This window comes from Aedoeadaptatus coli (genome assembly GCF_900343085.1).
GTDB classification, from domain to species: domain Bacteria; phylum Bacillota; class Clostridia; order Tissierellales; family Peptoniphilaceae; genus Aedoeadaptatus; species Aedoeadaptatus coli.
Map to the genome: position 1 here is coordinate 1 of NZ_OPYI01000025.1, position 12,521 is coordinate 12,521.

Below are 12,521 nucleotides of genomic sequence, written 5' to 3' on the forward strand. Positions count from 1 at the left end.
ATCTGCAAAAACTGTCCTACCCTTCACCGTTGCACCGCCAGCAAAAACCATCAAAAAACCGTCACTCGCCACCTCTGGCAAGACGCCCTGGACGTTGCGGAAGACTACCGCTACACCACCCAAGGAAAAGCAGAATACAAACAACGCAAAGAAACCATCGAACGGCAATTCGGCAGCGCCAAAGAATACCATGGCCTTCGCTACACCAACCAGCGTGGACGAAAGAAAATGGATCTAAAAGCGGTGCTGACCTTTGCATGCATGAACATGAAAAAACTGGCACTAATGATGGATCGAAAAGAGCGGGACGGAGGAGGCGACGGCCCTTCTTTTGCTGATTTATGGAAAAAATACACAAAAAAGAGACAAACCCCGAGTTTTGTTCGGAGTTTGTCTGCAGTCTGAGGCATCCGAAAGGGTGCCTTTACATATGTTTTAGGCAGGTGTAAAATAATTTCATGAAACGATATTTACTCTTATTTTACGACGTGAGCCGCTTTATTATTTTTTCAAGTATCTTAGATGATACGGATAAATTTTGGCTCCGACTCCTTTGCTCCATTTTATTGGTCGCGTCGGCCTATGATTTCATCGACCATGTGAAAGAGGTAGTTCGCCATGAACAAGCTTAAACTGCCAATAAAAAAGGCGGCACTGGCCTTTGCCCTGGCGGGCCTCGCGGGCTTTCTCATCGTGGCCTTGACAAAGACGGCCTATCCGGATCCCCTTTTTGTTTGGCTCACCCGCATTTCCATGCCGGCGATTTTTATCAGCCTGGGCCTTTATTTCGTGTACTGGCTTATGGAGCTGGTCGATCTCGCAAAAAAGAAAGAATGGGGCCTCGTGGCCGGGCAGCTGCTTATCGGCGTCCTCATTTGTATCTTTATTTTCAGAAAAATAAGATAAGACCTCATCGAAAGGTGAGGCCTTTTTCTTTACCGTCCGTTGAAATTCAATCGGAAAAAGGGCGGATAGTCGCCGCCTTCTATGAAGGCCAAAACGGCCTTTTGTGCCACGGGATAGGCGAGCATCATGAGCTCTTTCATGACGGGATTGGTGATGTAGACGGAATCCCCGTAGCCTTCGGGGTTTAAAAGCATGCCGCCGAAGGCATCGTCCACGCCGATTGCCTTCAGGAGCTTGTGTTTGCGGCGGTAGCCTTTTAAATCATCCACGTGGAAAAATTGCTGGCCCATGCGAAACGAGGCCACGGCCCGATGCACGTCGTGGGCGTCCATGCCGTATGCCTTGTAGGCGATAGCGACACCATCTGCTACATGGGCGGGGGAGGGCAAAAGATCCCGGCAGAGAAAGGACGTGGGATCGTAGCCTTCTTCTTCCAAAATTACCCGATCGAAATCCCGCTCCAAGGTGACGTGGTCTATGGAAATTTTTTCCTCCACGCGGTCGATGTAGGGATGAACCGTCACATCCAGTGAAAAGTGGGTGAGGAAACCGAAAAAGTAGGCCCAAGTGGGGGAGAGGACGGGCCCCCTATCGGTCCAATCGGCGTTTTTTTCGATGAAATCCATGAGTGGCATGGAATGGATTTCTGCTCCGACTTCATGTTTTTTCGAGGTCAGGTAGTAAAAGAAAATATCCGGCCCCTGGGCGCCGAGATAGTAATGCTCGGGATAGGCGGTGATAATTTCCCGAGCCTTTTCGGGCAAGGTAGGCAAGAGGCGTTCGGCAAAAAAATAATGGGTAACGAGACTCGACATAACAACTCCTTTCGAGCTTTGGTATACTATAAGCGGAGGTATCAATGGAACAACAATACAACGATTTTATAAACAGCCTCACAGGCGATTACGTAGAGGATTTAAATGCCATCTACGACGAAGTACAAAAGCTTTCCCTGGCAGGGGAAGGGGAATTGGCCCAAAAGCTTTTAAATTACGGACAACAGCTCATGGCCGAGCACCGCACAGGCGACGGCGATTACCGTAGCCTGAAACAAGACGGCGCCGGCATCGATAAGTTTTATACCCTATTGGACGCGGTTTTCGCCAAAACATTGGACGAAGACATGGAAGGGGCCAAGGAATTTATCGACCGCATGGTGGAAGAGGTGGACTTTTTACGAACGGCCCTGGAAGCCTTGGACAGCGGGGAAAAATTTTACTCCTTCCAGTCCATGGTGGAAGAAGTGATCTGCCGCGTGGAACGAGACGGCGATCGTCTGCCCATCTTGGGGCCCGAGGTGGACATGTGGCTCACTCTGCGCGGCGGCGTGGCGGCGGAATTAAAGGACTACGACGGCGCCCGCAACTATTTGGAAAAAGCCTTGGCGGTGAATCCCATGTCCACGGCCAATTACCTGACCTTGTCGAAAGTGGCCCGCCAGGAAGGGGATATGGAAGGGGCGAAGGCGTACAATCAACAGGCCTTCGAATCGGCCTATTTGGCATCGGATTTTTCCCAATGCTTCTCCAACGAGGGCTACTTCCTCTTTAAGGAAAACAAACCGGCCCTCGCCCTCGCCATGAGCATGATCGCCAAGGATTACGATCCGGACAACGACGCCGCCGAGGGAAATCTCATTATGATCGGCCAGCGCTTCGGCGATCCGGAGCCCGCATCGAAAGAGGAATTTTTAAATTACCTGAAAGAGCGCGACATCAAAGGCGCGCCGGATCCGGACCGGGTGGAAATTTTGAAGCGGGTGGCCGAAAAAGCGGAGGAAGAAGGCAATATCGACTTCGCCATGGAAATCTACATTAATCTCGACGCCATTCTAAAGGACGAGGCCATTCACAAAAAAATCCACGAACTGGCCGCGCATTACGAAAGAGATGGGGAAGAGGATCACTGTTGCGATCACGACCACGAGCACGGCGATTGCTGCGGCCACGATCACGACCACGACGATTGCTGCGGCCATCATCACGGGTAAAGAAATCCACGCAAATTTATCAAAGCACAAAAAAGCAGCCGATCACTCGGCTGCTTCTTTCATTGGATTTCAAAGGGAAATCTAATTAATTTTTGCTCTTGATGTATTTGTCGATCCCTTCGGCAGCATGTTTGCCTGCGCCCATTGCCAGGATAACCGTTGCGGCACCGGTAACGGCGTCGCCGCCGGCAAAGACGTCTTCGACGGAGCTTTGGCCGTCTTCGGTAATAATGATGCCTTGCTTCTTGTTGGTTTCGATGTCCGGGTTGGTGCCGGTAATCAAGGGGTTCGGGTTGGTACCCAAAGCCATAATGACCGTATCCACATCGACGTCGAAGTCTTCGCCTACCTTGGGAACGGGGCGACGACGTCCCGATTCATCAGGTTCGCCGAGTTCCATGGGGCGAAGGGTCATGCTCGTAACCCAACCGTCGTCGTCGGCGTTGATTTCAACGGGAGAGGTAAGGAAGTGGAATTTGATTCCTTCTTCTTTGGCGTGGTGAACTTCTTCGGCACGAGCGGGAAGTTCAGCTTCCGTACGACGGTAGACGATGGTAACATCGGCGCCTAAACGCTTGGCAACGCGAGCAGCGTCCATTGCTACGTTCCCACCACCGATAACGGCAGTCTTGCGTCCGCCGATAATGGGGGTGTCGTAGCCGGCTTCGTAAGCGTGCATCAGATTGGTACGGGTCAAGAACTCGTTGGCACTGAAGACGCCGTTGAAGTTTTCGCCGGGGATGTCCATAAAGCGGGGAAGACCGGCGCCGGTACCTAAGAAGATGGCTTCGTAGCCTTCGTCGCGAATGGCTTCTAAGGACATGGTGCGGCCGACGATGGTGTTGGTTTCAAACTTAACGCCTAAGTCTTTTAATTTATCTACTTCGCTGGCAACGACGGTGTCGGGGAGACGGAATTGGGGAATACCGTAAACCAATACGCCGCCGGGTTGTTGCAGGGATTCAAAGACGGTGACGTCGTAACCTTTTTTCAAAAGTTCGCCGGCAACGGTAATACCTGCGGGGCCTGCACCGACGACGGCAACTTTGTGGCCGTTGGACGGTTCGGGTTGAATGGTTTGAATGTTGTTTTCGCGAGCGTAGTCTGCAGCGTAGCGTTCCAATTTACCGATGCTGACGGCGTCGCCTTTATTGGCCAAGACACAGTATTTTTCGCATTGGCTTTCTTGGGGGCATACGCGACCGCATACGGCGGGAAGTGCCGTGTGCTTGGAAAGTTCCATGGCAGCGCCCTTGGGATTGTCTTCGGCGATTTCGTGAACGAAAGCGGGAATGTTGACGGAAACCGGGCAGCCCTTCACACATTGGGGGCTCTTGCAGTTTAAGCAACGTTTTGCTTCTTGGACAGCTTCTTCATGATTGTAGCCGTAGCAAACTTCTTCGAAATTTTTATTCCGTTTATTGGGATCTTGTTCCCGTACGGGCACTCTAGTAAAGCGATCCATTAGGCATTCCTCCAGACTTGTTGACCCTTTGTCTTTTCCACGTTCATGTATTGTTTTTGACGCTTCATAGCCAAGTCGAAGTCCACTTTGTGGCCGTCAAATTCCGGACCGTGGACGCAGGCGAATTTCGTTTCGCCGTCGATGTTGACACGGCAAGCGCCGCACATGCCGGTTCCGTCGACCATAATCGGGTTTAAGGAAACGATGGTGTGCAGATCGTATTTCTTCGTGGTGAGGCAAACGAACTTCATCATGATCATGGGGCCGATGGCGACACATGTATCGTAGGATTTGCCTTCGTTTTCGATGAGGTCGTCGATTTTTGCGGTAACCATGCCGTTGAAGCCATAGGAACCGTCGTCGGTGGTGACGTAAAGCGTGCAGTCCAGATCTTTGAATTCTTCTTCGTAAATGACGGCCTCTTTGTTCTTGAAGCCGATAATGACATCGCAGTGGATGCCGCGTTCAGACAGGTAACGGACTTGCGGATAGACCGGAGCGGCACCGATGCCGCCGCCGACAAATAAGTACTTTTGTTTTTTCAATTCTTCGTCGCTCAATTCGGTGAAATCCGAAGGAACGCCTAAGGGGCCGACGAAGTCTTTTAATTCGTCGCCTTGTTCTTTCTGGGACAATTTCGTCGTCGACGGACCGGATGCTTGGACAACTAAGTCGACCCAGCCTTCTTCGCGATCGTAGTTGGCGATGGTTAACGGCACGCGTTCGGCGCGTTCATCGGCGATAACGATAACGAATTGGCCCGGTTGAGCGGCGACGGCGACTCGCGGCGCGTGAATGCGTAGTAAAAACACATTGGGCGCGAGATTTCTCTTTTCTAAAATTTTAAACATACTACCCTCCCTATAATGTTGTACGTCCATTATAATAAATAGTTAGAAAAATATCAACCTGCGAAATCTTTTTTTGGCGATCGTTTGCCTCTTGATCGAGGGGCGAAAATAGCGTAAACTGTGATACATTAATGAAATAACGAAGGCAAAGGAGACGACGATGCAATTTTTTTCTACTCGCGACAAGACTCGGGTCGTAACGGCGAAAGAGGCTATTTTCAGGGGTCCGGCCGACGACGGCGGCCTCTTTGTTGCAGACCGAATTCCGAAAATCGACTTGAATCAATACATGGATTATTCCTACGAAGCCCTGGCGGCGGAAGTGCTTCATTTATTTTTTGAAGATTTTTCTAAAAACGATTTACTCGACTGGGCGGAGAAGGCCTACGGCTCTTTTTCCGGCGAGGAACCGGTGGGTTATTTCGATTTAGACGGCATCACCGTGGCGGAATTATTCCACGGGCCCACGGCGGCCTTTAAGGACTTTGCCCTTCAAATGCTTCCCTATCTCATGGCCGCATCGGCGGAGGGAAGAAAGGTGCGGATCTTAACGGCCACCAGCGGCGACACGGGCAAGGCCGCCTTGGCGGGCTTTCAAGATGTGGAAAACACGGACATCTTCGTCTTTTATCCCGCCCACGGCGTCAGCACCATGCAGCGGCGTCAAATGTCCACCCAGCGGGGAAATAATGTCTACGTCTACGGCATCGAGGGCAATTTCGACGACGCTCAGCGCACGGTAAAAGAAATTTTCAGAGACGACGATCTGAGAGAGGCCTCGCGGCGTTCGGACATTGAATTTTCTTCGGCCAACTCCATAAACATCGGCCGCCTCGTGCCCCAAGTGGTGTATTATCTCTATTCCTACTTGGCCTTGGTGCGCAGAAACACCATTGCCATGGGCGATGCCATCGACATTTGCGTGCCCACGGGCAATTTCGGAAATATTTTAGCGGCCATGTACGCCAAGGAAATGGGCATGCCCGTGGGGCGGTTTATTTGCGCCTCCAATAAAAACCACGTGCTCACGGATTTCATTACCACCGGCGTCTACGACAGGAATCGCGACTTCTACAAAACCACCTCGCCTTCCATGGATATTCTCGTGGCGAGCAATATCGAGCGCTATTTGCATTTGGTCTTGAAGAAGGATTACAAGGTGCGTGAGAAAATGGAATCCTTAAATGCCACGGGCCGCTTCGAAATTCCCATGGACGTGATCAATCGCTCGAAGCTCGTGGGCTATTGGTCCACGGACGCGGAAGGGGAGGCGCGGATCAGGGAAGTCTTCGATCGCTTCGGCTACGTCATGGATCCCCACACGGCGGTGGCCTACGACGGGGCGAAGAAACACGGCTCCGCCAATCACGTCCTCGTCATGGCCACGGCGAGCCCCTACAAATTCCCCGACACGGTGGCGGACGCTTTGGGCATTGAAGGAGAGGGGGACGTGGATCTTTTGAAAAAAATACAAGACGCCACCGGCGTTCCTTGCCCGAGGCCTTTAAGGTCGGTCTTCGACCTGCCCGAGCGCTTTAATAAAAGCATTACGGTGGAAGAAATGAAAGAAGTGGTGAAGGAGGGATTTCATGATTAAACTGCGTGTACCGGCGACGACGGCCAATATGGGGCCGGGCTTCGACGTCATCGGCCTGGCATTGGATTTATACAACACCTTTACATTTGCCTTGGACGGCGGCGACTGCGACAAAGAGAGCATGATTTATGAGGCGGCGAAAGTGGTCTTCGACAAGGCCGGTGCCTCCATGGAGAAATTCAGCTACCGAGTGGATGCGGATATTCCCATCGCCCGGGGCCTGGGTAGCAGCGCTACCTGCATCGTCGGCGGCATGGTGGGGGCCAATGAATTGCTCGACGGGCCCTTCACCCAAGATGAAATTTTAAAAATGGCATCGGATTTCGAAGGCCACCCGGACAATGTGGCCCCGGCCCTTTTAGGCGGCTGCGTCATCAGTTTGCCCACAGAGGACGGCGTGGTATACAGAAAGATCAACAACATCGACAACTTCGCCACCATCGCGGCCTTCCCGGACTTCGACCTGTCCACGGCCAAGGCGCGGGCGGCCCTTCCCAAGTCGCTCTCCTATGCCGATACGGTGTCGAACATCGGCCACATGGGCTTTTTGATTCACGGCTTGGAAACGGCGGACACGGAAGCTCTGTTCTTCGGCTTGGAAGACAAGATTCACGAGCCCTACCGCAGCAAACTCATCGCCGGCTACGATGTGATGAAGACATTGGAAGAGGATCACAAGGGCCGCGTCCTCATTAGCGGCGCCGGGCCCACCCTGTTGTTCGTCACGGAAAAATCCGCCGATCTCGAGGCGATTAAAAAGGACTGGGAAAAAATTTCCGAGCCCCTGGACGCCGCCTGGGACATTCGGATTCTCCACATCACCACCACCGGCGTGGAAATTTTAGAAAACGCATAAAAAAATGAGCCCTCGGAATTTTCCGGGGGCTTCCTATTACAGTATTTTCTTTTGGATAGCGATTAAAAAGCTTTCCATGATCGGACTCATTTGCGTGCGGGGCACATTGACCTGCACGTGGTACATATTGCCCGAGCCTTCATGATCGCCTTTCAAATGATCCATGATTTCTTTTAAATCCACCGGCACATCGGCGCTTCGAAGGACGTGAATTTGGGCTTCATTGCCGTTGGGAATGCCGTAGATCTGTACGGTCTTCGATTTTTTCTGAATGGCGTTGGACAGGTATTTAAAGCTTTTAAAATTAATATTTTCAAGCGTGGTGTAAATATAGCCTACGCCTTCCACGGTGCGGCGCTTGGCCATAAATTCCTGCACCTGTTCCAGACCGATGGTTTCTTCCAGGGAGTCGATTTTTTTCTTTTGCTCGTCGATTTTGCCCTGGAGTTTTTTCACCGCCTGCCAAATGCCCTGCGTCGTGCTTTCCTTCAGGTACATGGAAAGATTTTTCGTCAGATAACGGTGGTTTCTGTAATCGTCCAAAGCGCTTTTGCCGCAGACGAAGGTGAGCTTCAGGCCTTCTTCCTCTTTTTCGATTTTTTGAATGGCGAAGAGGGCCACCTCGCCGGTGTTTTTCAAGAGCGGTCCCACGCTGTAAACTTTGTCTACGGAGGGGATGGTTACCTCACCCTTTTCTTCTTGAATCGGCAGATTGGATTCGATAAGATGATTGACGTAGTTCTCTATTTTTTCAAGAGACATAAAGCCGATGTCCTCGGCGTCGACGACGAGGTAGCACACCTCTTCCGTGGAGCCGGAAAGGACCTTGGCGTGGAGAAGTTTTTCCAAGGCGCCGGCAAAGAGAATGCGGGCGATGTTGTTTTGCATGGATTGCAGGCGGCGGGGCCAGTCGATGGCGAGTTCCGCTTCCTCGCCGCTTTTTGCCGCGGGCATTTTGCATTGAATGCGGCCGCCTTCTGCGGTGTAGTCCACGGCTTCGCCGTCGATGGTGATTTTATCGCCGGTGTAGTAGCCTTCCACCGGGGGAGCGACGATGCTGTCTTCCAATAAGAAGTAATCGAAGCCTTTGCTTTTTACGGTGTCGGGAACGGTGATTTTCATGGATTTACGGTAGGGTTCCCTAAGATACAGGGCCATAGGCGCCTCCTTTTGTTTTATTCGCGTTTTCCTTATTTTATCATATCTTTCGGTTTTTCGAGAGCGGGTGGTTATGAAACAGTTATGGTTTATCTTGTGCCTCGCACTTGCCGGGGGCTGCTTTTTTGCGGAGCGGGCGCCCCTTTTGTTTGTAGCGCCTGTTTTGATTTTCGCCGCCTGCTGTTTTTTCTTGTGGGGAAAGAAAGCGAAGGCTGTCTATCCCGTGGCGGCCCTCGCCGCCTTTGTCTTCGCATCGGCCGGCCTTCAGTCTATGGAGGCGCCTCCTGTGCGGGCCACGGTGCGGGGCGTGGTCATGGCGTCGAAGGAAAATTACTACGATTTAAGGCTCAGCCCCTTTAAAAAAGTGCGGGTCTTTTCCGAGGCGAATCCCGCCATGGGCGATCGGATGGCCGTGCGGGGGCTTACGATGAAACCGGAAGCGCCGAGAAATCCCGGCGGCTTCGACGGACGCCATTACGCATTGTCTCACGGGATCGAGGCTACCATCCGCCCGACGAAAGAGACGATGCTTCCGAAAAAGGGCGATTTAACGGAAAAGATCTACGCCTGCCGCGGTCGGTTCAGAAAGAAGGGCGCGGCCATTTGCGAAAGCTATTTTCCGCCGAAGGAGGCGAAACTTTTATCCGCCATGCTCTTCGGAAACGACGCGGATTGGGAGGGGCTTGAGGATTTTCGTACCCTGAATGTGATTCATATTTTGTCTATTTCTGGTTTACATATCGGGCTTATTCTGGCCCTGATGTCCGCAGCATTAAAGAAGCTCACCGTGCCCTACGACCTGCGGAAGATTTCCGTCCACGGGCTTTTGCTCGCGTACCTTTTTCTCACGGGCTTTCCCGTAGGCGGCATGCGGGTGTGGCTGTCTCTCTTGTTTACGGATGTGGGGAAGCGGCTGTGGCGGCCGGTGGATCCCGCCTACGCCCTGGGTTTCAGCGCCGCCATATTTCTCTTGGTGAATCCATTTTACATTTACCGCTTGGGCTTTTTGTTCAGCTTTTTCTCCGTCTACGGCATATTAGCCATCTATCCGAAGTTGCCCGTCCTCGGATCGGCTCGTGGAAAGGCCGCACAGGCCCTCGGTGTTTCCGTGGCCGTGAGCCTCGCCATCGCACCCCTTCTCCTGTTCACCTCCGGGAGCATTTCGCTTATGGGCCTTCTCGCCAATGTGGCGCTTTTGCCCCTGGCCGCGGCGATTTTGTACGGCGGCATGGCCGTGACCTGCTTGTCCTTCCTCTTTCCGCCGGTGGCAGCCGGGGCGGCCGTCGTCACCCGATGGATTTTTCTGCCCTTTCTCTTGCTCACAAAGTACATGGCCCTCGCGCCTTTCAATTGGGTGCTGCCGAGCTTTTCTGTGACGGAGGCCTGCGCTTATTACTTGATTCTTCACTTCGCCATGCACTTTCCCATGAGGCGACTGAAATTAAAGGCGGGCCGCCTCTTGATTCTTCAGGCCGCCTTGGCGGGGATCGTCGTCCTCGCTTGGGGCCACCGGACGGCGCCGGATCTTTCCGTGACCCAGCTCTACGTGGGCCAGGGAGACTGCGCCTATGTTGAGGCGAAAAATTTTCGCGGCCTCATCGATACGGGGGGCAGCCGCTTCGGCGCCGATCCCACGGCTCGCTATGTGGAGCCTTTCTTGCGGGAATGCGGCGTGGGCGCCCTGGACGCCGTGTTTCTTTCCCACTACGACGCGGATCACGCCGGCGGCGTGAGCACCTTGGCGAAGAACCACAAGATCAAACACATTTTCGCCCCGGCGCCGGGAAGCGACGAAGATGTGGCCATGTACGATGAAATTCAAGACAAAGCCGGTGCCGTCGAGCCTATCGAGGGGACATTTTCCATGAAGGATTGGGATTTGACGGTCTTTCCTCCTTACGGAAAGGAAGACAATGCCCTGTCCATGGTCATGGAGCTGTCGTCGAAGGGGCAGAGGATGCTCTTTCTCGGCGATTTGCCCGCGGCACAGGAGAAGATGCTCCTTTCGGATCTTCGCCACAGAGAGAGCATCGTAAAGCTCGCCCACCACGGATCGATGACGTCGAGCTGCGACGAATTTTTGGAAGCGGCTCGGCCCCGCCTGACGATTATTTCCGCCGGCGAGAACAATTCCTACGGCCATCCCCACAAGGCGGTGCTTCAGCGATTAAAGGATCATCACGTTCCCTATTTAGAGACGAAAAACGGCGCCATTACCATGGATTTTAAAGACGGAAAAATTTTTGTCTCCGTCTACAAGCCGCGGAAATTTTCCGTGGGGCAAAGTATCTTTTTTTCCGCCTGCGTGGTAGGCTTAATGGGTATGGTCGATGTGGGCGCAGATTATTTTAAGAAAAGAGAGCGATTATGGAATCAGTGGATTACAGCGGAGCCTATCTTCTCCACGGGCCGGAAAAATTCGGTATGGAAGAGAAGCGCAGACAAATAGAAAAGCGGTATTTGGATCCCGCCACCAAGGATTTAAATTACGACGTGGCATCGGGAGACGTGGGAGAGATTTTGGCCAAGGCTAACACACTGCCCTTTCTGTCGGAGAGGCGCATCGTCGTCGTAAAAGACGCGGGGCTTTTGGCGAGCGATCCGGCCTTCGACCGTTTCCTGGAGGAAGTGTTTGAAATCCCCGCCTCCACGATTCTTCTCTTAATGGAGACGGAGACGCCCGTAAAAAAGAATCAAAAGCTCTACAAGCGCTTCGACAAGGCCCATCGGGTCATCGCCATGGAGCGGCTCACCGGGCAGGTGCTCAGGCGCTTTCTCGCCGGCTATTTGGCGAAGCAAAATCGCCGCATTCGCCCGGAGGTGCTGGAGCATTTTATCCGCCTCTCCGGCTACGGCGACAGGCAATTTACAGGGGACCTTCAGGGCCTGGTAAACACATTGGATCAAATCGCAAGCGTCTCGGAAGGGGAAGTGACCATGGAGGCGGTGGACGCCTTTTTGGATCCCTTTTCCGCGGAGACCATTTTCGATCTTCTCGCCGCCATCGCGAGAAAAGACGGGGCCGCGATTTTAAACCTTCTGGACGAATTCGAAGTGAAAGAAGAACCCGCCGGGCGCATTCTCTACATGATCGCACGGCAAACGGGCAATCTCCTCTACTACAAAACCATGAAAGAGACGGGAAGAAGCGACGGGGAGATTTTTCGCTTTATGGGCGTAAAGCCTTACGAGGGCAAAAAAATAGCCGCCCAAAGCGGCGCTTACACGAAGGCGCAGCTCGGGCGACATTACCGATATATTCTGGACGAGGAGCTTCGCATGAAGAGCACCTCCGCTTCGGATCGGGACGTTCTTCAGACCCTGCTTCTTTCCATGTTGCGGGACAATTAAATAAGGGCAATAAAAAAACTGAAAACAGCTGTTTTCAGTTTCAGAGTGATGACAAAGGAGGGAGAATCATCCGATTCACCCTTCCTTTTTTTGTGTCATCAAACAGCATTCGCCTCAATTATAGTAAAATAGAGAAAAAAGGAGGCCGCCATGCTACACAAAGAAGACAAGAAAAAAGTAGAACAAATTCAAATGATTGCTCTGGATCAACTCGTGCCGGCAGATCATCTTTTGCGAAAAATTGACCGTTACGTGGACTTCGACTTCATCTATGACCTGGTGGAAGACCTTTACTGTCTAGACAACGGCCGACCCAGCATCGACCCCGTGGTTCTCATTAAACTCGT

General features: G+C 52.5%; 13 protein-coding genes. 9 read left to right on the forward strand and 4 right to left on the reverse strand.

Annotated features, from left to right (window positions below):
- From DG046_RS09250 to DG046_RS09255, 3 genes are all read left to right on the forward strand, one after another.
- Nucleotides 1–405 (forward strand): transposase (locus tag DG046_RS09250; RefSeq protein ID WP_199909617.1); only part of this gene is annotated, 405 nt, incomplete at its 5' end.
- A 53-nt stretch (nt 406–458) separates the two neighbouring features.
- The gene (locus DG046_RS09685) at nt 459–632 is read left to right on the forward strand and encodes a hypothetical protein (RefSeq protein ID WP_159082121.1); all 174 of its coding nucleotides are present in this window, start codon (nt 459–461) and stop codon (nt 630–632) included.
- Complete coding sequence (locus DG046_RS09255; protein WP_108832220.1) at nt 619–906, forward strand: hypothetical protein; 288 nt, start codon at nt 619–621, stop codon at nt 904–906. The genes DG046_RS09685 and DG046_RS09255 overlap by 14 nt, the downstream gene beginning before the upstream one ends.
- Before the next feature lie 29 nt (nt 907–935).
- Here the strand turns inward: DG046_RS09255 and DG046_RS09260 are convergent, their stop codons facing one another.
- Nucleotides 936–1,721, reverse strand: coding sequence for a zinc dependent phospholipase C family protein (locus DG046_RS09260; protein ID WP_108832221.1), 786 nt, complete (start codon nt 1,719–1,721; stop codon nt 936–938).
- 44 nt (nt 1,722–1,765) lie between these two features.
- Here DG046_RS09260 and DG046_RS09265 point away from each other — a divergent pair, with 44 nt between their 5' ends.
- Entirely contained in the window at nt 1,766–2,896 is a 1,131-nt protein-coding gene (locus DG046_RS09265) for a tetratricopeptide repeat protein (protein WP_108832222.1), read from the forward strand.
- An 85-nt stretch (nt 2,897–2,981) separates the two neighbouring features.
- Here the strand turns inward: DG046_RS09265 and gltA are convergent, their stop codons facing one another.
- Complete coding sequence (gltA, locus tag DG046_RS09955; protein ID WP_108832223.1) at nt 2,982–4,361, reverse strand: NADPH-dependent glutamate synthase; 1,380 nt, start codon at nt 4,359–4,361, stop codon at nt 2,982–2,984.
- A complete protein-coding gene (locus DG046_RS09960; protein ID WP_108832224.1) occupies nt 4,361–5,212 on the reverse strand; it encodes a sulfide/dihydroorotate dehydrogenase-like FAD/NAD-binding protein in 852 nt (283 codons plus the stop codon). The genes gltA and DG046_RS09960 overlap by 1 nt, the downstream gene beginning before the upstream one ends.
- Nucleotides 5,213–5,372: 160 nt before the next feature.
- On the opposite strand from DG046_RS09960, the gene thrC reads away from it, so the two are divergent.
- Entirely contained in the window at nt 5,373–6,809 is a 1,437-nt protein-coding gene (gene thrC / locus DG046_RS09280) for a threonine synthase (protein WP_108832225.1), read from the forward strand.
- Nucleotides 6,802–7,665: a homoserine kinase gene (thrB, locus tag DG046_RS09285; RefSeq protein ID WP_108832226.1), complete on the forward strand. Its 864-nt coding sequence runs from the start codon at nt 6,802–6,804 to the stop codon at nt 7,663–7,665. The genes thrC and thrB overlap by 8 nt, the downstream gene beginning before the upstream one ends.
- A 36-nt stretch (nt 7,666–7,701) precedes the next feature.
- Here the strand turns inward: thrB and DG046_RS09290 are convergent, their stop codons facing one another.
- Entirely contained in the window at nt 7,702–8,823 is a 1,122-nt protein-coding gene (locus tag DG046_RS09290) for an alanyl-tRNA editing protein (protein ID WP_108832227.1), read from the reverse strand.
- Between the two features lie 73 nt (nt 8,824–8,896).
- On the opposite strand from DG046_RS09290, the gene DG046_RS09295 reads away from it, so the two are divergent.
- The 3 genes from DG046_RS09295 to DG046_RS09305 form a co-directional block, all read left to right on the forward strand.
- A complete protein-coding gene (locus DG046_RS09295; protein WP_108832228.1) occupies nt 8,897–11,272 on the forward strand; it encodes a DNA internalization-related competence protein ComEC/Rec2 in 2,376 nt (791 codons plus the stop codon).
- Nucleotides 11,191–12,174, forward strand: coding sequence for a DNA polymerase III subunit delta (gene holA / locus DG046_RS09300; protein WP_108832229.1), 984 nt, complete (start codon nt 11,191–11,193; stop codon nt 12,172–12,174). Before DG046_RS09295 ends, holA begins: the two co-directional genes overlap by 82 nt.
- A 150-nt stretch (nt 12,175–12,324) precedes the next feature.
- Nucleotides 12,325–12,521, forward strand: a 197-nt coding sequence (locus DG046_RS09305) for a transposase (RefSeq protein WP_470207167.1), incomplete at its 3' end; no start/stop codon positions are given.